Source organism: Pseudomonas sp. P7759 (assembly GCF_013386445.1).
In the GTDB taxonomy this organism is placed as follows: Bacteria; Pseudomonadota; Gammaproteobacteria; order Pseudomonadales; family Pseudomonadaceae; genus Aquipseudomonas; species Aquipseudomonas azotoformans_A.
This window is the reverse complement of sequence record NZ_JACART010000018.1, coordinates 201-24,512: the sequence shown is the minus strand read 5'-3', so window position 1 is coordinate 24,512 and position 24,312 is coordinate 201. Positions and strand designations below refer to the sequence as shown.

Genomic DNA, 24,312 nt, shown 5'->3' with positions numbered 1-24,312 from the left:
CATTGCTCCCAGCGTTATGAATGCGTTCGAAACAGGCCTGGTACCCAGGACTGAAGAGGTTGCAGCGTCGTCTTGCGTTCCTGGCCCAGTACCCAGGCAAATCCTGAATACATCACCAGCAAACAGACCAGCACGCAGATGGCGACCCCAGTGCCGGAGGCAATACGTAGCCGTGACCGGGATGCTCTCCCCGCCTCTGGCGAAATGGAGACCGGCAAACGGTCCCCGCGCACATGCCTGATCTGGCGGTACACAGCGTCGTGAAGCGCTTCAAGTTGCGCCCTACCCCGCTCCATGACGCGGTATTTGCCTTCGAAGCCCAACGACAAGCACAAGTACATGAGTTCCAGCATGGCCAGATGCTTGAAGGGGTCGCGGGACAAACGCTCCAGCAACTGGAAAAACTTTTCCCCCCCGAAGGTTTCGTTGTGAAAGCGGCTCAACAGGCTTCTCTTCGACCAATCGCTGCTACTGCCCCATGGTGTGGTCACGACGGCCTCATCAATGACACTGCACAACACATAACGTGCGGAGATCACCTGACTGTTCTCTACCCCCAAATGCAAGGCATGCGCCTCAAACGCGGTGACACCCGATGAAAGCTGGTCATTGAGCGTCTGCAGGCTTTCCCGACCGGGGCTGGCCTTGATCAGGGCAACCTGCGACAAGAGTTCCCAGGCCGCTGCCAACAGGCTGTTGGAACCCATCTTGAAGCTTTGCGCCCCCTGCAGATGGGCGCTGTAGATCATGCGGTCTTCCAACTGCTCGAAGCGTGGCGGCGTTGGAAAGTCCGTGACGGGCCCCTGTGCCGGACCGAACCCTTCACGATCAAGCAATATGGTTTTTTCATCCTGCGGGTATTCACTGTCCATCGTCATGCTGTTCAGTTCCTGATAGCCCAGAAGTGGAGTTCCAGCTCGGCGAACTCGCCACTGGCGTGGAAGGCGAAACCACCCGACTGCTCCAACTGCGCGATGTCACGTGGACTGAGTTCGAGCATGAAATAGGTCTTGCCGGCGTGATACGGAATCTGTCGAGGTGCTACCGGCAGCGGCTTGACCTTGATACCTGCGAGATGCAGGTTCACCAGCTCGCGGATACGTTCCACAGGGCCGATCTTGAGATGCGCCGGCAGCCGATGACGCAGCTCCTCCGTATCACACTGGGCGGTAGCCGCTAAAATGAATGTCGCAGCGCCGAGCAATTTGAGATCGCTGACCGGGCAGACCAGTACCCCGTACTGTCGCTGTTGCAACGTGAGCTCAATGGCGTGTTGCTCCAGCACCGACGACAAGACGGTGCGAAGCCCCTCCATCAGCCCGCGAAAGCTCGCTCCCTGGTCGCCGTGTTGGTACTGCACCGCCAATTGCGCACGTTTGTTGTCGCAGGCGAACGTCGACAGTTCCCCGAGAATCGCCAACAACTCCCGATACAACAACTCCGGCCGCACCTGGGTTTGCCCCAGGTAATGACGCAATATCAACTCAGCACGGTTGATCAGTTGCAGCATCAAAAAGTCGCCAACCTGTGCCCCAGCCGAGGTGCCACTGCCCTGAATGCGTGATGCGATCGCATCGCCACGCGTTGCCAGCAGACTGATCACCTCCTTGATGCATGAAGACACATACCCCGAACCTTGGAGATAGATGAACGTCGGTACAAAATCCGCATCCAGCTTTACGCCGCCCTCCTGGGTCGAATCCTGCACCTGGGCGACCTGGAGTCTCACGTAGAACGGATCGCTGGGCCCTTCCCCCAGCATCAGGCGCAAGTCCGGGCGTGCACAGTGGATCTGGCAACGAGCGTCGACGCCAGCATTGGAGTCCCCTATCTCCGTTTCACAGGCGACGTAGCGAGCCAGGACATCGCCTTGCTCCTGTCTGCGCACTTCAACCTGATTCTCTGTTGCCAGCGGCAGCGCCAGGTACACAGCTTGTCTGCCTGCATTGGCAGGCACCTGCAACACCAAAGGCTCCATCGCGCCACTCAGCTCGAACAAGCTACCATCCGGCAATACACCGCTGGCCCGGTTGACCACGACCTTGCCCAGATTGAGGTACTGCACATCGACTTCCAAGGTCAGGAAACCCCAGGCGTCACTGCTCAGCAGGCGGGTACGGTTGAGCTGTCGATGGTAGTAGCGGTCGTTATGCTGCAAGTGCTGGGGCCGCAGCAACATGCCCTCTTGCCAGATCACGTTATGGACGTGCATTTCAATCCTCCGTCCTGTCAGTTTGAGGCGCGACCAGGCGGAGGCCCGTCTGGTCCAGCGCAACTTCGGCCCGCGTCAGTTGCCCTGGCACCACAGGCAGCACCAACCGCCATTGCACGTGGGGCAAGTCGCGGTAGGCCGCCAGCACGCCGACATAACGGCTATGCGGCTCGACACTGAGCTTGAGCGGCACCTGCTCGCCGGGACGCAACTCCCATTCCTCGCTGCTGACCCAATCCTTGGCGAGTGTCTGCTCGGCCCGGCTGTAGAGGCTGAAGAAGTCGGCGTTTTCAAAGGCCACGGGATGCCGCAGCTCAAGCAGTTGCACCACCACGGGTGAGGGACGACCGTGCAGGTCGGGGTTGACTTCATCGCCAGCGGTCAACGTCAAGTCCAGTTTGGTCAGGGTCGAAAAAGGTGAAAGCGTGCTACAGCCGGCCAATAGGCCAAGGGCTGACAGCGTTGATATGACAGCGATCCGATACATGAACATCATCCTGGGCACCCGACGTGCAAGGTGGAGACCAGGCGCACCTGCTCCTCGTAGGCTTTGGAAAAATCATTCAGCAACCCCTGCTCGCCCAAGGGCTCTTCGGACGTCAACCGTTGATAGTGGCGTTGATACGCCCGCCAATGGGCGCCATCGCTGAAGAACCTGGGTGGCTGGCCCTCGCGTTCGAAACACAGCAGCAAGTGGCCTGGCGCAAAGGCTGCCATTGCACTGCGCACAGCGGCCCGACTGGCCACGACCAAGGCCAGTTGATGCACTTGCAGTTCACGACAGACCTGGGCGACGGCGTATTCGGCAGAGTGTTCCCCCAACTCGCCAACACCCAGCAATGACTTCAAGGCAGTTGGGCCGTCGGCACAGGCTTTTAACGGGTTGCGGGTATCGAGCCCTGGAGCGGTCAGTGCAGAGTTGATTTCACTGTTCAGCTCGTCGCGGGTTCGCAGGCTCTGCTGCAACCCATCGATGGTTAGCCTGAACAGCCCTGCCACTTTGATCGCCAGGGCCTCACGGCCCAGCGTATCAAGCGTGTCCAGTTGTATGCCCAACGCTTGCGCGAACTGTGGCCAGAATGTTTCCGAACCACCCGGCGCGGCCGCAGCGGGCCCGGTAGGTAAGACCTCCCTGACGGGGTCAGCCCACTTCGGCACGACCAGATGATCACGTTCCACGGCACCCTGACATAGCGCTTGGGACGGCACCTGCATGGCTGTATCCAAGGCATCAAGCTCTGCTGATGAATCAGCACGCAGTTGCTCGCGATCCAGTGCATCGACAGGGTCAAGTCCCAGGAACGCATCGTCTGGGATCGCGTCATCCCGAGCAAATGACCGCCGCTCATTTGCCAGCAAGCGAGCGCGGATCTCCAGCCCGCCCAATTGGTACACGTCACCCTCACTGATCAGACGTGCCTGCCCCTTTTCCAGGCGCTCCATGCTGCCTGATACACCGATGCCGTTGCTGCTGATATCGGTCAGGAAGTAGCGGCCTTCTCGGTAACTGACCAAGCCGTGATGACTGGAGATCAGGCGATTGGCATCAGGAATGATCCAGTCACAGCCCACCCCACGGCCGATCACGCCACCGACGCCCGCAAACGTCTGGCGAGCAGGCGTCGCAGCGCCTTCGGTACCACAGACTTCAAACACTAGTTGCATGGCGGAGCTCCCCTGCTCACTGCCCACGTCGGGTCGCCTGGGGGTCACCCAACGGACGGTAGTCGGCATCGTCAAAGACATAATTGGCGTTACAGCCACTCAACAAACACAGCACCAGCAAAAGGCCTTGCCACGGACGAAAAAACATCAGGTATCTCCCATGAAAATCAGGTGCCAACACGCCCCCATTCAGCCCCCCTCGCAGACATCGCCCAGGGGGATCTTCAGGCGCGCCAGGCGATAGAGCAGCGTGCGGCGAGCGACGCCCAACTCACGTGCGGTACGGGTGCGATTGCCACGGTTTTTGTGCAGGCAATCGATCAGGAATACTCGTTCGACCCGCTCCAGGCGTTGACGCAACGTTGCATCGACGGACTCATCGGTGGGGGGTGCAGACAAGGACAAATGCGCGGGCAGGATCACACCGTCATCGCAGAGCAGTACCGCACGGTCCACCAGGCACTTGAGTTCACGGACATTGCCGGGAAAGGCGTGACTCGACAGTTGGTCAAGGGCTGCGCTGGACCACGACACCGGTTCGCGTTCAAGGGCAAGAGAGGCCTTTTGCGCAAATTCACGCGCCAACAACAACACATCGTCGTCGCGCTCGCGCAAGGGCGGCAGTTCGATGGGAAATTGCGCCAGCCGGTAGTAAAGGTCTTCGCGAAAACTGCCTTGGGCGACCATCGCGGCGAGATCACGGTGAGTCGCGGCGATGATGCGCACATCCACCTTGTGTGCCGCGCTGGCGCCCAAGGGGCGCACTTCGCCCTCCTGTAGAACCCGCAGCAACTTGGCCTGCAGCGACAGCGGCATGTCGCCGATTTCGTCCAGGAGCAGCGTGCCGCCGTGTGCCGCATCAAACAGCCCGGTATGGTTGCGTTCAGCCCCCGTGAAAGCACCTTTGCGATAGCCAAACAGCTCACTTTCCAGCAGGCCTTCGGGAAATGCCGCACAGTTCTGCACCACGAACGCTTTGCTGCGACGCGCCCCCGCAGAATGGATAGCCCGCGCCACCACCTCTTTACCCGTTCCCGTCTCCCCTCGCAGCAATACGGTGTAGGAGGTATGCATGACCTTGCCAATCAGGCGGTATGTCTCATCCATGGCCGTACTGCTACCGACCAACCCAAATTCTGCACGGGGAGCCGGTGTGCATTGATTCTGTCGGGCGACGCTTCCCAGGGATGGCTGACAGCGCAGCAAAGCCAGTTGCATCAAGGTAAAACTACCCAGTTGGCTCAAGGAGACGGAGTAGTCCTGCAAGTGTTTCCGGCATTGGCTGGCACACAGCAATACGCCACTGATGGCCTTGTCACGGTTGAACAACGGCACACATGACAGCGCTGCCCAAGCTGTCGCCATCGCTGGCAGGAAGCCGTATTCGTACACGCTGCTCGAGAAGTCCTCCAGACTAAGGGCCGTTTGATGGCTGAGTACGTAGTGCAATACCTGCTCGTGCTGGAAGTCCTTGGTGCCGACCGGATCACCGGGGCAAAGCACCCCGGATAAATGCTGGGCAATCAGCTCAAGTCGGCCTGTGGATTCATCTCGCCAGTACAACTGGCTGAGTTCACACTGGCTGAGTTGCGCCACCGCCGTCACACACAATCCGGGCAGGGAGGCTTCGTCGCCATCAATGCCCAAGTGGATGAACCAGCCAAGCAACGCGTCGGCGTAGGCCAGGGGATGGGATAGTTGAGTGGATCGGATATCCCTCATTGGCTGAGCTCACAAATGGGATAGCCACTATCCGCCAGGCGCGCATGCACATTCGCCAAGCATTCACCCTGGGCCATGGCCGCCAGCAGCCGATCCGCCACCTGCGGCAACAAATGGAGCTCGATCCATTGGTCTATGTAACGCGCACCACTGTCTGCGTGGGCACAGTGTTCGGCCATGTGTGCAACCAGCTCTGGCGTATAGCTGAAAGCCAGCTTGCGTAGACGCAACCGTTGTCCCAAGCGTTCCAGCTTGAGCCTTGCAAGGTCATGCAGAACCTCACCCTTGATCGGGTAATACGGCACCACACGCATGCGGGCCAGCAATGCCGGTTTGAGATAATCGCGCAACAGCGGACGGATCGCCTCTTGCAGCACATGCATGTCAGGCCGTTGATCGCCAGCACACAGTTCACCGATACACTCACTGCCGAGGTTGGAAGTCATCAGGATCAGTGTGTTGCGAAAGTCGATTTCCCGGCCTTCCCCGTCATTGACCAGACCCTTGTCGAAAATCTGATAGAACAGGTTCAACACTTCCGGGTCGGCTTTCTCGACCTCATCGAGTAGCACCACCGAATACGGTCGTTGGCGCACGGCTTCGGTCAGCACACCGCCCTCGCCGAAACCGACATAACCGGGCGGTGCGCCAATCAACCGCGACAGGGAGTGTTTTTCCTGGAACTCCGACATGTTGAGCGTCGTGACGAAACGTTCACCGCCATACAGTAGATCGCCAAGGGCAAGTGCTGTCTCGGTCTTGCCTACACCGCTTGGGCCGACCAGCAGGAACACACCGACCGGTGCGTCGGCTTTGTTGAGCCCCGTGGCAACGGCGCGTAAGTTGCGGTCCAGGGCCTGCACCGCCTGTTCCTGGCCAAGAATGCGCGCGCGCAGCGCATCGGCAAAGCCCAGCGCCCGTGCGCTGTGCTCAAGTGCCAGTTGTTCAACCGGGATACCGGTCCAGGCACTGATGACCTGGGCCACCAGGCGCGGGCATACCTGCTGCGGCACGGCCTGTTGCTCAAACCAGTGCTGTTCCAGCTCCAGGCGCTCACTTTCCATTGCATCCCTGCGCAGGTTCAACGCGTGCAAGATCTGCTCATCCACGGCGAACCCTGCGTCCCTGTCACGACTTAATGCTTGATGCTGCCGCATACCTCCCGCTTGCTCCGCGTACAAGCGTTGTAATGCCTCCGGTGCTGTCTCCCGACGGACCCGCAAGCGAGCACAGGCCGTGTCCAATACATCCACCGCCTTGTCGGGCAACTGGCGCCCGGACAGGTAACGAGCGCTCATTTGCGCCGCCGCCACGACGGCATCGTCACGCACATAAACGCCGTGGCTGCGCTCATACACCGAAACCAGTCCGCGCAAGATCGAAACCGCCTGCTCGACGCTGGGCTCGCCCACCCGTACAGGCTGGAAACGCCGCGCCAATGCCGGGTCCTTTTCGAAGTATTTTTTGTATTCCGACCAGGTAGTGGCAGCGATGGTGCGCAGTTCACCACGAGCCAGGGCTGGCTTGAGTAGATTGGCGGCGTCGGACGCGCCTGCCTGGGCGCCTGCCCCGACCAAGGTATGCGCCTCATCGATAAACAGGATCACCGGCGGCACTGAAACGTTGACCTCATCGATCAAGCCCTTGAGGCGCCGCTCGAATTCACCCTTGATACTGGCACCGGCCTGGAGCAAGCCCATGTCCAAGGTCAGCACCCGGACATCCTGCAGTGGTCCCGGCACCTGCGCAGTGGCGATGCGTAGCGCGAGGCCTTCGACAACGGCCGTCTTGCCGACCCCGGCTTCGCCGACGAGTATTGGGTTGTTCTTGCGGCGGCGCATGAGGATGTCAATCAACTGGCCGATCTCGACATCCCGGCACAACACCGGATCAATACGCCCTTCATGGGCCTGGCGCGTCAGGTCGTGGGTGAAGCGTTCCAGCAGTGACTCACCCTTCGGGGCAGGGTCAGTACCAGGCGCCTGGCTCCGCACAAAGTCGAGCACACGCTGCGCATCCAACCGATTCAATAAAACCTGATAGACACTCCCCGCGTGGTGCAGCGGATGACGCAGCAATGCCAGCAACAGGGCGCCGTGATCGACCTCGGTCTGTCGCAGTTCCAGATGGGCAACCATCAGGGCCTGTTGCAGCCACTCTACAAGCGCCTGGGCAAACACCGGATTGCGCGAAGCACTTGCCTCCCCTTTCGGTTGCAGTGCAGCTTGCAGCTCGCCGGTTTCGATGCCCGCATCTGCCAATGCCCTTGCCAGAAGGCCGTCGTGATGCTCCAGCAGGGCCAACAGCAGGTCTTCCACCAACACCTCCCGGCCGCCGCGCGTTACGCAGCGTTCAGCAGCGCGAACCAAATCGCGACGAGCCTGGGGGGTCAAGGTCTGGATAAGTTGTTGCAGGTCCACATTCATCATAATGATTCATCCCTCATGAGCGTTGCTCGGCACCATGACCACACCATCGGCGTACTCATGTGCCAGCCAGCTGGTCCAGCCGAGGCGACAGACGTTGTGTTCGCCAATGTGCAACGGTCGGATCTCTTCTTTGGCAAGCACCAGGCGCAGGTCATATTCCAATGGGTCCCGCGCCGTCAGCCGCACCAATGAGCACAGCAGCGGGTAGTCCGCACCCGTGGGCAGAAACCCATGGAGTTGCTGCCACCGCAGGCCCTGCAGATGCACCCTGAACTTGCCACTGCGGTCGGCCACCTGGCTGCCCAATACCTGGTCATGACCCAGCACGCTGTTCGCGACGCCGAGCCGGTTTCGCTGTGAGTCGGCGATGACAACCGTGCGCAGTACCCATTGCTCGATGAACAGCCGGTTGTGCTTGAAGTAGTAGCGCAGCACCGTCTCGATCAAGGCCGCCGAATGTGCCCGCAGGCCTAGCAGCCCCAAGTAGGGCAACAGCCGTTTGCAGTTCAATTGCGCGACACTGCGAATCTGCCGCCCCCTCAACCCGATCAACGCAAACATCTGCTCGGAAAAGGCGTCACGCGCACCCGCCTGGAAACACGCCCGATAACGATATTTGCGCCAGATTGGCAGCATCAGTCGTTGCAGGCGGTGATGAAACACGTCCAGGAAATCTCGCGTAGCGTTGCCGCCCACCCCGTCGCCATAGGCCTGCTCGCCATAAAACGCAGGTAACGGCGACCCCGCGCCACACAAGCCCAAGACGTTGAGGCGAAGGCGTGCGCGCAGCTGTTCGTGCTCGACAAAAAATTCCACGCGATCAATATCGTGCCCGGGAAAACCGAGGCCAGGGTTGGCTTGAAACTCCAGCAAGTCATACAGCGCGTCGTCATCCAACAGAGGATGGGCATCGCGCAGACGCTTGATCACCTGCAAAACCGCCTGGAATAGCGAATATTCGCGGATGATCCGCGACAGTCGCGTCAAAGCAGGGGCTGCTGCCCCATCCGTGGTGGCCATAGATACACGTCTCCTTGTGTGCTGATGACTCTTAGTTCGTGATAAGCATTGAGGCTGGCGTAGAGCGCAAAGAACTCGTTGAGCACTGACGCAAAAATGAACACTTCGCCCGCCCCCAAGAAACCCTGGGGATCAATCTTCAGATCAATGCGTACTCCGCGACACGGCAAGCCGCGGTGCAAGCGGTCAACCGATGAATGACTGACGGATCGCATTGCACCCAACTTCCGCTCACTGACCTTCTGCGCCAGCCGGTCGTGATAGCGCGGCAAGTCATAGGTTTTGAGAATCACCTTCAAGGCGTCGATATCGCTCAATGACAGGTAGTTGAGCGACATGTTGCTGATAAGCCGCCAGAGAAAATCCTGGTCCAGAGGCGGAGACAGACTGGCTGTCGGCGCGCAGATATTGCGAAACGACACCCCCTCCGGTGTCTGCTCGCACGGCCGGTTGATGTCGCCTAACTGCAACAGTCGGGGTAGGTTGTGATTGGTGCACGTCAACTCGATCGACAGTGTTTGCTGGTCCAACTCGGGGCCGCTGCCAATCCCAAGCCAGGTGTCCAGCCCGGCATGCTGTGACGATGGCCGTTGGCGAATGCTGTAGCTGGGCGGGTTTTCCGGTAGGTCGGTATCGCCATCATGTTCAAAGGATTCGAACGGCACGTAGGCCTCATATCCACGCCCACCTGGCTGCCAACCCGTTACACGGTCTACGGAAAATACACTTGCGTTCTCCCGCGAATACTCGCCGGGAATGAGCAGGTACTCATCTTGCTTCCCGTCCAGGCGAATGGGCACCGCGTCATGCTTGAACAGATTCACGATGGGTGTGCAGTAAAGCTTTACGTTATCCAGGGTGGGCTGTTGGGACTCACGCCATGGCGTGCGTAACTCAAAGCGCATTATCAGGCCACGTACCTGCTTGAGCTGCTCACCGGGCAATCTGTGCAGCACGTCCATGCCCCCCACATCGACAAACAGGAACTTGTCAGGAAAGGCAAAATACTCCTGCAGATGGCGATACCCCGGGAAGGTATTCTGCGGATAGGGGATCAACGCCTGTTCCTCACTGAAACCCACCGGCTGTACCTGTTCGGCACCCAGTCGCAGTGATATTGCCTCACCGTCGGGCCCGCTGACGGGCAGTCCATCTTGGCCCAAAGGCAACAGCTCGATACCTTCGAGGTGGCGCAGCAGGCTCAGGTATAACGCCTGGCTGATGTAGCTATCCCCGGCCAGATGCAGGCGCAACTGGTCAAAGGCCCAGTCACTGAAATTACCGGCGGCGCTCATGTGCAGGCGCAGGCTCAACACGCCCTGCCCTGCCTGTGTGCTGTACTCCAGGGCGCTCAGTTGCAGCGGTAGAACCTGTGTGGCGTAGCAGGTACGAAAACGGCATCGCTCACCGTTGACTGCGGCGCTTTCCACCGACGTATCACGCGCCACCCACACACCGGGACCTGAGTGCTTCAACGGGTCAAATTGCAGCATGCTGAACGCTGGCATTGGGCGCATGTAGTTGGGCCACAGCAAATGCATCAGCGAGTGTGTGAGTTCTGGAAGTTCGTCGTCGAGTTTTTGCCGCAAGCGCCCCGTGAGAAATGCAAACCCCTCCAGCAGCCGCTCGACATCGGGATCCTGGCCAGACTCTGCGAGGAAAGGGGCCAGCGCAGGATTGCGCTCGGAGAACTGCCGTCCGAGCAGTCGCAACGCACTGAGCTCACTTTGGTAGTAACGGTTAAAAGACATCCGGCAAAACCTCTACCCGACCGGCGTCACAGAGTCGCGCGGTAAACACCACCGGTTGCTTGACACCCTTGACCGTCAGTGTGGCTTCGATAGCGAACGCCAGCGCCAATGGATCCTGGTCCCGCGGCAACGTCCTGACCCGCACATGCTTCAAGCGTGGCTCGTACGCCCGGATAAATCGCTCGATCAACAAACGCGATTGAGTCAATGACTCATGCAAGCTCTGGTTCATGTCGTTGAGGTCGGGCAACCCGTAATCCGGCAGTGTCTGCACGCTGCCGGCACGGATACTGAGCATTTTTCCCAGATGCATCGCGACAGATGTCACGCCACACGCGGGAGTAGCCGCCGGACGTTCAAGACGCTCGAAAAGGCGTTGGTGGTGGGACACTCCCTGGCCGCTGCTCATTCTTTATCGAGCTTGCCGACCAGGGACAGCGTGAAGTCGGCCCCCATGTACTTGAAGTGCGGCCGTACACTCAGGTTGACGCGGTACCAGCCGGGCTCACCGTCGACATCACTGACAACGATGCGCGCCGCGCGCAATGGCCGTCGTCCACGCACTTCGGCACTGGGGTTTTCCTGATCGGCGACGTACTGGCGAATCCATTTATTGAGTTCCAGCTCCAGGTCTGTGCGCTCCTTCCACGAACCCAATTGCTCGCGCTGAAGAACCTTGAGGTAGTGGGCCAGGCGATTGACCACCATCATGTAGGGCAGTTGGGTACCCAAGCGGTAATTCAGCTCGGCTTCCCTGCCCTCGGGACTGAGGCCAAAGTGTTTCGGCTTCTGCACCGAACTGGCGGAGAAAAACGCGGCATTATCGCTGCCCTTGCGCATCGTCAAGGCAATGAAGCCCTCTTGCGCCAGCTCGTACTCACGGCGGTCGGAAACCAGCACTTCCGTCGGGATTTTGGTTTCGATCTCACCCATGCTCTGGAAGTGATGCAACGGCAAGTCTTCCACCGCACCACCGCTTTGCGGGCCGATGATATTCGGGCACCAGCGAAAGCGCGCGAAGCTGTCAGTCAGGCGCGTGGCAAAGGCGTATGCCGTGTTGCCCCACAGGTAATGTTCATGGCTGTTGACCACGTTTTCCTGATAAGCGAAGGTCTTGACCGGACACTCAACTGGATCGTAGGGCGTACGGAGCAGGAAGCGCGGCACGGTCAAGCCGATATAGCGTGCGTCTTCGCTTTGGCGAAAACTTTGCCATTTGGCAAATTGAGGACCTTCGAAGTGGTCCTTCAGGTCTTTCAGGTCCGGCAGGCCGGTAAAACTCTCCAACCCGAAGAACGCCGGCCCGGCGGCGGCGATAAAAGGCGCGTGGGCCATGCAGGCCACGCTGGATGCGTACTGCATCAGTTTCACGTCGGGTGCACTGGGAGACAGAAAGTAGTTGGCGATAATCGCGCCCACAGGCTGACCACCAAACTGACCATACTCAGCACTGTAGATATGTTTGTACAACCCGGACTGGGTCACTTCCGGTGAATCCTCGAAATCTTCCAACAGGTCTTGCCGGGAGACGTTCAGCAGTTCGATCTTGATGTTCTCGCGGAAGTTGGTCCGGTCAACCAACAACTGCAATCCCTTCCAGGAGGCCTCCAGGGCCTGGAATTGCGGGTGGTGCAAAATCTCATCCATCTGCAGGCTGAGCTTCGTGTCGATCTCGGCAATCATCCGGTCGACCAAGCGTTTCTTGACGGGCTCACCACGATTCTGCGGCTTGATCAGCTCTTCGATGAACGCCGAGACGCCCCGCTTGGCAATGCCATACGCCTCGTCGTCTGCACTCAGCAGAGTCTGGGCAACGATGTTGTCGAGAATGCTGAATTGATCATCGGTGGGTGCTGGCAGTGTCTGTTGTTGTGTCGTCATGCGGTCAGTGTCCTTTTACTGAAAAATGTCAGGCGTCAGGCGTGTCCAGCCCCAGTTCAGCCAATACCCGAGCGCGGGACTCGTCATCGGCCAGGGCCTGCTCAATAGCCTTGCGAAAGCTCGGGGTGTTACCCAGGGGTCCTTTGAGCGCCATCAGTGCCTCGCGCAACGCCATCAGTTTGTGCAACTCGGGCACCTGCTCAACCAGGTTCGCGGGATTGAAGTCCTTCATTGCATTGATACGCACCTCAATGGCCAACTCCTCAGCACCTGCATCCTCCTGCAGGCGGTTGGGCACGCTCAGCGTCAGGCTCAACGCCTGCTTGGCCAGCACGTCATCAAGGGTGTTCTTGTCGATCGCGATGGGCTTGCGATCTTCGAGCTTGCGCACGTCCTCACGTTGGATGAAATCGCCCAGCACCAACAGTTTCAGCGGCAGTTCGACTTCTTCCTGCGCTCCGCCGATAGCGGGTTTGAACGTGATATTGATGCGTTCCTTGGGGGCGACCGAAGCTTCTTTGGCCATGGTGTCTCTCCTTTTTCAAGTGGCTCGAAAGCCTATTCAAGTACCGCTTCCAGATCGAAGAGGCACAGCCTGCGATGGGTGTCTTCCTTGCGCTCGCGCACGGCGTGGTTTTGTGGCAGCAGGTCGCAGCAGCGATACAGAAGCTGGGCAACTTGAAGTGCCAACTCCGGTTCCCAGCGCTCAAGGCCTGTGCGTTGCAGTTCGTGGTCCAGGTGTTCGAGCTGGATCTTCGCCAGCTCATGCTTGCCCGCCTGCACACACAGGCGCGCCTGTGCCAGCCGCCAGTGAAAACGCGCGCGATCACTGCGAGCGGCGAGGCTGCCTTGCTTGAGTTCATGGATCGCGGCCTTGAGCCCATCCTTGCGCAACCTGGGCGCTACCGCCTGCAAGGCGAGCTCCCAGGGCTCGGCTTCGGAATCCACCACGGCGGCTGATTCGGGTACTTGCAAATGCCGGCTGACCTGCAGCGTGATCCAGTCACGGCTGGCGGCGTCGGCAAAAGGAACGCGGTCGTGAAAGCAGAACGACGGCAGGTCCGGCAAGCGTTGCAACAGCAAGGCGAAGGCAACTTCCAGCTCGAGCATGGCCTGTTCGGCCTGCAAGGCGTCCAGGCATTGCCAGAGCATGCGCAACCCATCGAACCAGAACATGGCACCGGCCAGACTGGCCTCGAGTTCAAGTACCAGGTCGGCGTAATGCCCTTGGGCAAAACGCTCCTGATAACGCTTGAGCTTGTCAGGGGCAGGACCGCGCAACGCGGTCACCCGTTCGTTGTCGGCATCCGGGTAGCTGGCCAGTACCAACCAATTCAATGTTCGGTTGAGGCGCAAGGCGCGCAGGTCGGTAGCGTTCTGGCGCAACCACCAGGTACACAACGGGCGGGCCTGCTCCTGCAACGTACGTAGTAACTTGCTGGCGTCTTTTTCGTTGTTCACAACGGCTTCGGGTTTGAGCAATTGGCTGGCCGCTTGCTGGACCTGCGCAATGACACCGCTTAACCCCGCCGCCGGGGTATCGTCCTGAGCCGCACGCTCCAGTCGTTGAGCCAATTGCCTGCGAATCGGCAGCAGCAACGGCGCGTCATCCGCGAAGTGCTTGGCCCATAGCTCATCGAGACTTATCAGTTGCTCAAGCACAGCGCGAAACAAGGCCTGCTGGTTCTGCAACGGCAAGCCTTGCGCGAACAAAGGCTCGAGGCGCAACACCAACCAAGCGAATGCTGCGCCACGGGTACGCAGCTTTTCGGGGTAGGCCACCGACCAATGATGCTCGCAGAGATAGCGCAACATCCCGAGCCCCGCCAGCAGCCCCGGATAGGATTCGCGCTGGTGCAAGGCCCAGGTCAACCAGACCGCCACGCGTAGATCCTTGGATTGTTGCCGTAACAGGCCTTCGCTGGTTTCCAAAACCTTGTGCCAGTCCGGCTGACTGCTGCCATGGATCGATTGCGCCTTTGCCAGCTCGGACTCCAAGGTTTCATACTCACTCGAAAAGCGCATATCGCTGCCCGCAAAACTTGTTTGCGTACAAGGCAGCCTCGCAACTTCTAGATAGTAATCACACAGTTTGCCCGAATACGACATTCAACACCTGATGCAACTAACCAAGACAGGAAAAAGCCAACTGGCGAAACTTAAATCGCACGCCCAAAGGCCATCTTAACCTTGCTGTAACTTCTGCAAAGCTCCCAAACCTTAGCCACACCAAAAGCATTCAGCAAGCGACAGAGAAATACTTAATCCTTTTCCTACAAACGCGCAAACAAAGCCACTGCGCAGCATTTTGCGCACTGAGCCACAAGTGCGATTTAGACTCTATTTACAACTTCCCTATTTAACCCGCGTGCGCACTGAGCAATTAAATGCGCAGCTCTGCGCAACTAAATACGCCATATAACCACCAAAATCATCTCGCCTGATTATCACTCCAGCCTTATTTAACGCCAAGCCCCTGTATTTATTAACCCGCTCACTTTCAGGCACGGTTCTTGTAGTAACGGTGACTTGCCAGCCGGTGTCATTATCGGTTGGGACTACCTCTTCAATCAGACAAGGAAACCCGTCATGCCAACACCCGCCTATCTTTCCATCACCGGCGTCAAACAAGGTTTGATCACGGCAGGCACGTTCACCCAGGACTCGGTAGGTAATATTTACCAGGAAGGCCATGAGGACCAGATCCTGGTCCAGGCGTTTGCTCATCAGGTGATCATTCCCCGCGATCCTCAATCCGGCCAGCCCACCGGCCAGCGGGTCCACAAACCCATGATGATCAGCAAAGTCTTCGATAAATCCTCCCCGTTGCTGTTCAGCGCACTGACCAGCGGCGAGGAGGTCAAGTGCCGGCTGGAATGGCTGCGCACCTCGTCCGCCGGCACCCAGGAGCACTACTTCACCATCGAACTGGAGGGCGCGACCATCGTGGACATCCAGTCACGCATGCCCAACTGCCAGGACCCGGACAACGCCCACTTCACCCACCTGGAGGATGTGTATTTCACCTACCGCAAGATCGTGTGGACCCACGAAGTGTCCGGCACTTCCGGGTCCGATGACTGGCGCAGCCCGGTTACGGGTTAAACCGGATTAACCAGGGAACGGTGCCAAGGAAGGCGCCGTTCCTGACAGTGGGCTACACCATCGCCAGAGGGTGCTTGCGCTTGGGTGCGCCAAACACGCGGTCAATCGCGTCGAGGTCGTGCTCATCCAGCACCAGCTTGGCGGCGGCTGCGTTGAGCCGCACGTGCTCCGGGGTGACCGCCTTGGGGATCGCGATCACACCGTCCTGGCGCAACACCCAGGCCAGGGAGACCTGGGCAGGTGTCACCTCATGGCGACGGGCGATCTGCTTGAGGGTCGGGCTGGACAACAACTCGCCACCCTGGGCAATCGGACAGTACGCCATCAAGGGCAAGTGATGCTGTTGCCACCACGGCAGCAGGTCGAATTCGATACCCCGCTCTTCGATGTTGTAGAGCACCTGATTGGTGGCGCACGCCGGGGATGCGAGTTCCTGCAGGTCGGCCACATCGAAATTGGAGACGCCCCAGCGGCCGATCTTGCCGGCTTCACGCAGGCGCTCGAAGGCTTCGACGGTTTCCTCAAGGGGGTGTTGGCCGCGCCAGTGCAACAGGTAGAGATCAATGTAGTCCGTGCCCAGGCGCTGGAGGCTGGCTTCACAGGCACGGGGCACGCCCTTGTGGCTCGCGTTGTGCGGGTAGACCTTGCTCACCAGGAACACCTGGTCGCGCCTGCCGCGAATGGCTTCGCCGACGACCGTTTCGGCGCCGCCCTCACCGTACATTTCGGCGGTATCGATCAGGGTCATGCCCTCGTCGATGCCCAGTTGCAAGGCCGCGACTTCGGCGCGGTGCTGGTCGGGATTTTCGCCCATGCGCCAGGTTCCCTGGCCGATGACAGGGACGGGAACGCCCGCCAGATCAATGGTACGCATGACAACCTCCTGATGAGTTCGCGGATTAACAGTGTGGCATTGACCGGACAAAAGGGTTCAATCGAAGTAAGGTTAGCCTCTGCCAAGTCACAGGAAGAACCTGTAATGCTGTTTGTCGTCATGCTCGGGGGCAAGCACCCACGGGCAAAGATTGAAGTGCACGATGTGGTGTTCGCGGTCGCGGACACGCTGGAAGCGACCTACCCGCAACTACGCGCCGGTTGGTTCGGCAGCCCCAAGGGTGTGCACATCGATGCCTGGATGGCCGTGGAGGGCGTGGACGGTTGGACAGTCGAACTGAGCCATCTGGCCCCGGCGGCTGGTGCACATCACCTGTACTTCATCAACCTTGGCGGTTACGAAGCCAACAGCTTTGGCGAAGCCCACCACTACCTGCTGGTGGTGGCCCGCAACAAACAGGAGGCCACGCGCAAAGGCAAGCAACAGATGCTGCGCCACTGGTCCCAAGCCCACACCGATGGGGTGCTGGACATCGACGACTGCCTGCCCATCGACCTGGTAGACGGTCGCTATATTCATCTGGTGCAGGGCCCGCACCGGCCAATCATCCAGCAGAACGACTACATCGTCCTGAGCTGAACCCTACCCGAACGGGGTATGGCGCCCACCGGCCACCTGCCTGACAGTGCAATCAGTCCCTCAGCCTGATAACACGCACAACTTAAGGTGGGTCCCCATGCGTAAAGCCTTTATCGCCCTGTTCAGCGCCGCATTGCTTGCCTCCGCCACCTTGAGCCAGGCCGCCGACGACCCAGGCAATACCTTGCGCATCTACAACTGGGCGGACTACATCGGCGACACCACCCTGGCCGATTTCGAGAAAGCCACGGGGATCAAGGTGGTCTACGACACCTACGACTCCTACGAAACCGTGCAGGGCAAGCTGCTTTCCGGACGCTCCGGGTATGACTTGGCCCTGCTCAACGCCTCCCTGGTGCCGCTGCTGATCAAGGGCGGCGTGTTCCAGTCGCTGGACAAGTCCCAGTTACCCGACTGGAAGAACCTTGATCCATTGGTGCTGAAAAGCCTGGAAGCCCACGACCCTGGCGTCACCTATTCCGCGCCCTACACCTGGGGCAGCAATGGCGTGACCTACAACGTCGACCTGATCAAGGCGCGCATGCCGGACGCGCCTATCGGTTCCCTGGCGATGATTTTCGACCCGAAGGTGGTGTCGCGCTTCGCCGATTGCGGCATCACGTTCATGGATTCCCCCACCGACATGATTCCCCTGGCCTTGACCTACCTCGGCCTGGACCCTAACAGCGTCGCCCCAAAAGACCTCAAGGCCGCCCAGGACGTGTTGATGGCGGTGCGCCCGTACATCCGCAAATTCGACTCCAGCGGTTTCATCAACGGTTTGGCCAACGGTGATCTGTGTCTTGCCACCACCTGGTCCGGCGACTACGCCACGTCCCAGGCACGGGCAACGGAGGCCGGGGCCAAGATCACGCTGGACTATTTCATTCCCAAGGAAGGCTCGCTGATCTGGTTCGATAACTTCTACATCCCCGCCGATGCGCCCCATGTGGCCAACGCCCACCGGTTCATCGAATTCCTCCTGCAACCCAGCACCATGGCCGGCGTCAGCAACACCATCCACTACGCCAATAGCAACCTGGCCGCCAAGCCCTTGGTGAATGCCGATATCCGCGACAACCCGGCCATCTACCCCGACCCGACAACGATGCAGCGCCTGTTCACCCAGAAAAGCCAGCCGCCGGCCGCTGTACGCCTGATCACGCGCACCTGGAACGCCGTGAAGACCGGCAAGTGACCCCCAGCCATTGAAGGTAAATGCCATGACTCTGCCAAATCCCGCTTTCTTCGCCCAGTTCGACCACGACAAACTGGACGCCGCCGACAAAGCCCACTACATGCACGGTTTCCATATGTTCGACGAACACCGTGAACAAGGCTCGTTGAACATCGCGATGGGCGACGGCGCCTACATCTATGACACTCACGGCAACCGTTACCTGGATGCGGTCGGTGGCATGTGGTGTACGAATATCGGCCTGGGTCGCGAGGAAATGGCCGACGCCATCGCCAACCAGGTGCGCCAACTGGCGTACTCCAACCCGTTCTGTGACATGGCCAACGTCACCGCCATTGAACTCTGCGCCAAGCTCGCGAGCCTGGCGCCCGGCGACCTTGATCATGTGTTCCTCACCACTGGCGGCTCCACGGCGGTGGACACGGCCTACCGACTGGTGCAGTTCTATCAGAACAGTCGCGGCAAACCGACCAAGAAGCACATTATCTCGCGCTTCAGCGCCTACCACGGCAGTACGTTCCTGACGATGTCGATTGGTAACAAGGCCGCTGACCGCGCGCCGGAATTCGACTTCATGAGCGACCTGTTCCACCACATCTCTTGCCCCAACTACTATCGTGCGCCGGAGGGGATGAGCGAAGCAGACTTTCTCGACTTCCTGGTGAACGAGTTCGAAGACAAGATCCTCACCCTCGGTGCGGACAATGTGGCGGCGTTCTTCGCTGAGCCGATCATGGGTTCCGGCGGCGTGATCATTCCGCCCCAGGGCTACCATCGGCGCATGTGGGAAATCTGCCAGCGTCATGACCTGCTGTACGTCGCCGATGAAGTGGTGACTTCATTCGGGCGCCTCGGTGCGTTTTTCGCCTCCGAAGAGGTGTTCGGCATGCAGCCCGACATCATCACCACCGCCAAGGGCCTGACTTCCGGCTACCTGCCGCTGGGCGCGTGCATTTTCTCGCAGCGTATCTGGCAAGTGATCGGTGAGCCGGGCAAGGGCCGCTGCTTCACTCACGGTTTCACCTACAGCGGGCATCCGGTGAGTTGCGTCGCCGCACTGAAAAATATCGAAATCATCGAGCGGGAAAACCTGCTGGCCCATGTCGAAGAGGTCGGCGTGTATCTGGAACAACGCCTGAAGACCCTGGCCGACTTGCCCCTGGTAGGCGACATCCGCTGCCAGCGCCTGATGGCCTGCATTGAGTTCGTGGCGGATAAACGCACCAAGGCGCTGTTGCCGGACGCGGTCAACATTGGTGAGAAAATCCACCTGCGCGCCCAGGCCAAGGGCTTGCTGGTGCGCCCCATCGGCCATCTGAACGTGATGTCACCGCCACTGATCATCACCCACGCCCAGGTCGATGAGGTGGTGGAGACCCTGCGCCAGTGCATCCTCGACACGGCAGCCGAACTGCGCGCCAGCGGCGAGTACCTGGGCCGATGACCTATAGCGCCGAGCCCGTCTCGGCGTTGTGGCCTGGGCATCGACGGCCGGGTAGACTGGCCGTCATGACAACCACCAGCCCTGCCCCCTCCCTGCAGCAACTGGAAGCCTGGCACCACGCCCTGGGCCAGGCGCTTATTCATGTGGACGAGGCCTCGTTCCTCGGACACCTGGCCAGCGCGCTCTGCACGCTCACGCCCATCGAATCGATGATGATCAGCCTGGAACGCCAGGGCCTGCCGCCGCACTTGCTGTATCAGCAAGGCATTCCCCGCACCTACCAGGACGAGATCATCCACCGCTACTTTTCCCGTGGCTACTTGCTCGATCCCTTCTGCCTGGCAGTGGACAAGGGCCTGGCCGAAGGTTTCTACCACTTGGCCGAGATTGCCCCGGACGACTTTTTCAACAGCGAGTACTACAAGACCTATTACCTGCGCAGCGGCGGCGCCCAGGAGAGCTACTACATTGTCGACCTGTGTCCCCAGAGCAAGATTTCTCTGTGCATGTTCCAAGGCTTGAGCGCCGGGCAATTCACTGGGCCACAACTGGCGCTGCAGAAAGCCACCCAAGCCATGGTCCGCGAATTACTGCGCCGTTTCGGCACGAGCGGTGGCCTGACCAAAGTGATCAGCGACGACGCCTTCACCCAGACCCAGGCCCATCAGCAGATTGAAGCCGCGTTCATGGAATTTGGCAGCGGCGTATTGACCGTTCGTGAACGTGAGATCGCCCACTTGATCCTGCGCGGGCATTCGGTGAAATCCACCGCGCAAGTGCTAGGCATTTCGCCGGAAACCGTGCGCATGCATCGTAAGAATCTGTACACCAAGCTGGCGATCAATTCCCAGGCCGAGCTGTTTGCGCTGTTTATCGAATGGCTGACCTGCAGTGGCGCCATGGCCCGCAGTTGAACCACTCAGGCAATCGGTGGGAACTTTGCCAGGAAATAACCGCCTGAATCCGGTAGGCTCACCCTTTTCATTCAAGGAGTTACTTCCCATGGCCAAAGCCACCGCCCGTCACATCCTCGTTTCCACTGAAGACAAGTGCAACGAACTCAAGGCCCAAATCGAAGGCGGCGCCGATTTCGCAGAGATCGCCAAAGCCAACTCCAGCTGCCCGTCCAGCCGCGACGGCGGCAACCTGGGTTCGTTCGGTCCAGGCCAGATGGTCAAGGAATTCGACACTGTCGTCTTCAGCGCCCCGGTCAACACCGTGCAAGGCCCTGTGAAAACCCAGTTCGGCTACCACCTGCTGGAAGTCACCAGCCGCCAGGACTGATCCAGTCCGCGCTGATGCTTTAAACAACGGCCCGCCTTTTGGTGGGCCGTTGTGCATGTGATGACTGGCGACGCTGATGCCGTTAGCGTACAAATCCCTTTTCTACTTCACACGGCGTTCAAGGCTGACAATGCGATTGGCTTTTTCCTACATTTTGAGTTCGACCCTGGCCCTGCTGCTGGCCAGCACCGCCGTGATCGCGGCGCCCCAACCGTACCTGACTGTGTACGGCGAACCGGCCAAGTACCCCGCCGGCTTTACCCATTTTGACTATGCCAACCCGAACGCCCCCAAGGGCGGCAGCCTGCGCCGCTCGGCCATCGAGATCGGGCGCTTTGACCACGTGTTGCCCTATATCGACAAAGGCATCGGTGTTTCCCAGATCGACGGCTGGCTGTATGCGCCCCTGGCCCAGCGTTCCCTGGACGAGCCCTACACCGTTTACGGCCTGGTGGCCGAAAAGATGGAGCGCGCCGACGACGGCCTGTCGCTGCGTTTTTTCCTCAACCCCAAGGCTCGCTTTGCCGACGGCAAAGCCATCACCGCCGAAGATGTGCGCTACAGCTTCGACCTGCTGATGACCCAAGGCAGCCTGCGCTTTCGCACGCTGTTTGCCGACGTCAAGCACGTCGAAGTCGAGGGCGAACGCCAGGTGCGCTTCGATTTCTCCAGCAATGAAAACCGCACCCTGCCCCTGGACATCGCCACCCTGCCGGTCTTCCCGGAACACTGGTGGAAGACCCGCGACTTCGCCAATGGCGGCGGCTATGAGGCGCCTCTCGGCAGCGGCCCCTATAAAGTCAGCAAGGTCGACTCCGGCAGCACCATCACCTTTACCCGCGACCCGAGCTGGTGGGGCAAGGACCTGCCCGTCAGCCGTGGCCTGTATAACTTCGATCACCTGAGCCTGGAGTACTTCGGCGACACCGAAGTGGCCCGCCAGGTATTGCGCGGCGGTGCCTACGATTTCAACCGCGAGTTTTCCGCCACCGGTTACTCCATCGGCTACAACGGCCCGGCCCTGGATGACGGTCGCCTGCAACGCGCGCACTTGGCCAAGGAAATGCCGCAACCGGCCCAGGGTTATGTGTTCAATGTGCAAAAACCGATGTTCAAGGACCGCCGCGTGCGCCAGGCCCTGGCGATGCTGTGGGACTTCGAATGGGCCAACCGGCAGATGATGCGCAATATGTACATCCGCCAGCAGAGCTTCTTCTCCAACAGCCCGCTGGCGGCCAGCCAGCCGCCGACCCCAGAAGAACTGGCGATTCTTGAACCCTTGCGCGGCCAGGTGCCGGACGAAGTGTTCACCCAGGTGTTCAAGGCGCCGGTCACCGACGGCAGCGGCATGATCCGCGACAAGCAATTGCAGGCCCTGGCCTTGCTGGAGGAAGCCGGCTGGAAACCGGACGGCGACAAACTGGTGAATGCCGAGGGCGAACCGCTGGAATTCACTTTCCTTAATGCGCAAAGCGGCATGGAACGTCTGTTGCTGCCGTACAAGCGCAACCTGGCGCAGATTGGGATCACCCTGAATATCCGTCGTATCGACTCTTCCCAGTATGTGAATCGCGTGATGGCACGCGACTACGACATGATCGTCACCGGTTTTCCGGTCACCACCTCGCCCGGCATGGAGCTGTACAACTACTTCGGCTCGGCCGCCGCGTTCGACCCCGGCGCCAACAACTACATGGTGCTCAAGGACCCGGCCGTCGACAGCCTGATCAAGGGCCTGGTCAAGGCCGACACCCAGGCGCAGATGCTCACCTACGCCCATGCGCTGGACCGGGTGCTGCAATGGAATTACCTGTGGATCCCCAACTACTACCCGCCCGGCACGTCCGCCGCGTGGTGGAACCGCTTCGGCCGCCCGGCCATCGAGGCGAAAAACGACGAAGCCCTGGAAACCTGGTGGGAAATCAGCCCCACGCCCCTGACCAACGAACAAATGAACGCTGAGTTGAAAAAACGCGGAGGTGCGCGCTGATGTTTGCCTATATCGTGCGGCGCCTGCTGCTGATCATCCCGACGCTGGTGATCATCCTGCTGGTGAATTTCGTGATCGTACAAGCGGCCCCCGGCGGCCCGGTGGAGCAAGCCATTGCTCACTTGCAAGGCATTGGCGGCGGTAGCGTCGGTGGTTCCTCCGGCGAAGGCATCAGCGGCGGCTCCCGCGCCAGCCGTGGCCTGGACCCGAAGTTGATCGCGGACATCGAAAAACAATACGGCTTCGACAAGCCGGCACCGGAACGCCTGTGGCTGATGCTCAAGAGCTACGCGCAGCTGGACTTTGGTAACAGCTTCTTTCGCGGCAAGACGGTGATTGACCTGATCCTGGAAAAGATGCCGGTGACCATCTCCCTCGGCCTGTGGGCCACGCTCATCACCTACCTGGTGTCGATCCCCTTGGGGATTCGCAAGGCGGTGCGCCATGGCAGCAGTTTTGATGTGTGGAGCAGTACCGCGATTGTCATCGGCTATGCGATGCCCGCGTTCCTGTTTGCGATGTTCCTGATCGTGGTGTTTGCCGGCGGTACCTCGCTGAACTGGTTCCCGGTGCGCGGGCTGGTGTCGGAGAACTTCGAAGACCTCAGCACCGTGGGCAAGATTGCCGACTATTTCTGGCACCTCGTATTGCCGGTCACCTCGCTGGTCATCGGTGGGTTTGCCACGCTGACCATCCTCACCAAGAACTCGTTCTTGAATGAAATCACGCGCCAGTATGTGGTGACCGCCCGTGCCAAGGGCCTGAGCGAACGGCGCGTGTTGTACGGCCATGTGTTCCGTAACGCGATGTTGCTGGTGATCTCGGGGATTCCCCAGGCGTTTATCGCCGTGTTCTTCGCCGGTTCCCTGCTGATCGAGGTGATCTTCTCCCTCGATGGCCTGGGCCGCATGAGCTACGAAGCCGCCGTCTCCCGCGATTACCCGGTGGTCTTTGGTTCATTGTTTATCTTCACGTTGTTCGGCCTCTTGATAAAACTCATCGGTGACCTCTGCTACACCCTGGTGGACCCGCGTATCGACTTCGCCGCGAGGAACGCCTGATGCTTAACCTGTCTCCCGTGGCGCGCCGCCGTTTCGAACGCTTCAAGAAAAACCGCCGTGGCTGGTGGTCGCTGTG

22 protein-coding genes are annotated in these 24,312 nt (G+C 59.7%); 8 read left to right on the top strand and 14 right to left on the bottom strand.

What is annotated here, in order from left to right:
• Window positions 1-14: 14 nt before the first annotated feature.
• From icmH to tssA, 13 genes are read right to left on the bottom strand one after another with little or no spacing between them, the layout of a single operon-like run.
• Window positions 15-878, bottom strand: coding sequence for a type IVB secretion system protein IcmH/DotU (icmH, locus tag HX823_RS16530; protein ID WP_038843860.1), 864 nt, complete (start codon window positions 876-878; stop codon window positions 15-17).
• Between the two features lie 5 nt (window positions 879-883).
• Window positions 884-2,212: a type VI secretion system baseplate subunit TssK gene (gene tssK, locus HX823_RS16525; RefSeq protein ID WP_038843858.1), complete on the bottom strand. Its 1,329-nt coding sequence runs from the start codon at window positions 2,210-2,212 to the stop codon at window positions 884-886.
• Window position 2,213: 1 nt separating this feature from the next.
• Window positions 2,214-2,699 (bottom strand): type VI secretion system lipoprotein TssJ, encoded by a 486-nt coding sequence (tssJ, locus tag HX823_RS16520; RefSeq protein ID WP_033902423.1) that lies wholly within the window; start codon window positions 2,697-2,699, stop codon window positions 2,214-2,216.
• A gap of 5 nt (window positions 2,700-2,704) precedes the next feature.
• Window positions 2,705-3,877, bottom strand: coding sequence for a type VI secretion system-associated FHA domain protein TagH (gene tagH / locus HX823_RS16515; protein WP_177075542.1), 1,173 nt, complete (start codon window positions 3,875-3,877; stop codon window positions 2,705-2,707).
• Window positions 3,878-3,893: 16 nt separating this feature from the next.
• A complete protein-coding gene (locus tag HX823_RS16510; protein WP_038843856.1) occupies window positions 3,894-4,025 on the bottom strand; it encodes a hypothetical protein in 132 nt (43 codons plus the stop codon).
• A gap of 41 nt (window positions 4,026-4,066) precedes the next feature.
• A complete protein-coding gene (locus HX823_RS16505) occupies window positions 4,067-5,599 on the bottom strand; it encodes a sigma-54-dependent Fis family transcriptional regulator (protein WP_177075540.1) in 1,533 nt (510 codons plus the stop codon).
• Window positions 5,596-8,028: an AAA family ATPase gene (locus tag HX823_RS16500; RefSeq protein ID WP_177075538.1), complete on the bottom strand. Its 2,433-nt coding sequence runs from the start codon at window positions 8,026-8,028 to the stop codon at window positions 5,596-5,598. Before HX823_RS16500 ends, HX823_RS16505 begins: the two co-directional genes overlap by 4 nt.
• A gap of 6 nt (window positions 8,029-8,034) precedes the next feature.
• Window positions 8,035-9,048: a type VI secretion system baseplate subunit TssG gene (tssG, locus tag HX823_RS16495; protein ID WP_177075536.1), complete on the bottom strand. Its 1,014-nt coding sequence runs from the start codon at window positions 9,046-9,048 to the stop codon at window positions 8,035-8,037.
• Window positions 9,012-10,799, bottom strand: a complete 1,788-nt coding sequence (tssF, locus tag HX823_RS16490; RefSeq protein ID WP_038843848.1) for a type VI secretion system baseplate subunit TssF — start codon at window positions 10,797-10,799, stop codon at window positions 9,012-9,014. Before tssF ends, tssG begins: the two co-directional genes overlap by 37 nt.
• Complete coding sequence (gene tssE, locus HX823_RS16485; protein WP_218169839.1) at window positions 10,789-11,208, bottom strand: type VI secretion system baseplate subunit TssE; 420 nt, start codon at window positions 11,206-11,208, stop codon at window positions 10,789-10,791. The genes tssF and tssE overlap by 11 nt, the downstream gene beginning before the upstream one ends.
• The gene (tssC, locus tag HX823_RS16480; protein WP_177075534.1) at window positions 11,205-12,680 is read right to left on the bottom strand and encodes a type VI secretion system contractile sheath large subunit; all 1,476 of its coding nucleotides are present in this window, start codon (window positions 12,678-12,680) and stop codon (window positions 11,205-11,207) included. The genes tssE and tssC overlap by 4 nt, the downstream gene beginning before the upstream one ends.
• Window positions 12,681-12,708: 28 nt before the next feature.
• Entirely contained in the window at window positions 12,709-13,206 is a 498-nt protein-coding gene (gene tssB / locus HX823_RS16475) for a type VI secretion system contractile sheath small subunit (RefSeq protein WP_177075532.1), read from the bottom strand.
• Window positions 13,207-13,238: 32 nt separating this feature from the next.
• Window positions 13,239-14,789 (bottom strand): type VI secretion system protein TssA, encoded by a 1,551-nt coding sequence (gene tssA / locus HX823_RS16470; protein ID WP_177075530.1) that lies wholly within the window; start codon window positions 14,787-14,789, stop codon window positions 13,239-13,241.
• A gap of 480 nt (window positions 14,790-15,269) precedes the next feature.
• Between tssA and HX823_RS16465 the strand changes: the two genes are divergently transcribed.
• Window positions 15,270-15,785 carry an Hcp family type VI secretion system effector gene (locus tag HX823_RS16465; RefSeq protein ID WP_033902356.1) on the top strand — a complete coding sequence of 172 codons (516 nt, stop codon included), beginning with the start codon at window positions 15,270-15,272 and terminating at the stop codon, window positions 15,783-15,785.
• 52 nt (window positions 15,786-15,837) lie between these two features.
• On the opposite strand, the gene HX823_RS16460 is transcribed toward HX823_RS16465, so the two are convergent.
• Window positions 15,838-16,659 carry an aldo/keto reductase gene (locus tag HX823_RS16460; protein WP_061448793.1) on the bottom strand — a complete coding sequence of 274 codons (822 nt, stop codon included), beginning with the start codon at window positions 16,657-16,659 and terminating at the stop codon, window positions 15,838-15,840.
• Window positions 16,660-16,764: 105 nt separating this feature from the next.
• On the opposite strand from HX823_RS16460, the gene HX823_RS16455 reads away from it, so the two are divergent.
• The 7 genes from HX823_RS16455 (at window position 16,765) to HX823_RS16425 (ending at window position 24,236) form a co-directional block, all read left to right on the top strand.
• The gene (locus tag HX823_RS16455; RefSeq protein WP_177075528.1) at window positions 16,765-17,259 is read left to right on the top strand and encodes a DUF1543 domain-containing protein; all 495 of its coding nucleotides are present in this window, start codon (window positions 16,765-16,767) and stop codon (window positions 17,257-17,259) included.
• A gap of 97 nt (window positions 17,260-17,356) precedes the next feature.
• Window positions 17,357-18,457: a polyamine ABC transporter substrate-binding protein gene (locus tag HX823_RS16450; RefSeq protein WP_177075526.1), complete on the top strand. Its 1,101-nt coding sequence runs from the start codon at window positions 17,357-17,359 to the stop codon at window positions 18,455-18,457.
• A gap of 25 nt (window positions 18,458-18,482) precedes the next feature.
• Window positions 18,483-19,901: an aminotransferase gene (locus HX823_RS16445; RefSeq protein WP_177075524.1), complete on the top strand. Its 1,419-nt coding sequence runs from the start codon at window positions 18,483-18,485 to the stop codon at window positions 19,899-19,901.
• 65 nt (window positions 19,902-19,966) lie between these two features.
• Window positions 19,967-20,815: a response regulator transcription factor gene (locus HX823_RS16440; RefSeq protein WP_177075522.1), complete on the top strand. Its 849-nt coding sequence runs from the start codon at window positions 19,967-19,969 to the stop codon at window positions 20,813-20,815.
• An 88-nt stretch (window positions 20,816-20,903) separates the two neighbouring features.
• Window positions 20,904-21,185 carry a peptidylprolyl isomerase gene (locus tag HX823_RS16435; RefSeq protein WP_010210937.1) on the top strand — a complete coding sequence of 94 codons (282 nt, stop codon included), beginning with the start codon at window positions 20,904-20,906 and terminating at the stop codon, window positions 21,183-21,185.
• Between the two features lie 130 nt (window positions 21,186-21,315).
• On the top strand, window positions 21,316-23,175 hold the full coding sequence (locus HX823_RS16430; protein ID WP_177075520.1) for an extracellular solute-binding protein: 1,860 nt from the start codon (window positions 21,316-21,318) through the stop codon (window positions 23,173-23,175).
• On the top strand, window positions 23,175-24,236 hold the full coding sequence (locus tag HX823_RS16425; protein WP_038843829.1) for a microcin C ABC transporter permease YejB: 1,062 nt from the start codon (window positions 23,175-23,177) through the stop codon (window positions 24,234-24,236). The genes HX823_RS16430 and HX823_RS16425 overlap by 1 nt, the downstream gene beginning before the upstream one ends.
• The last annotated feature ends 76 nt before the right edge of the window (window positions 24,237-24,312 follow it).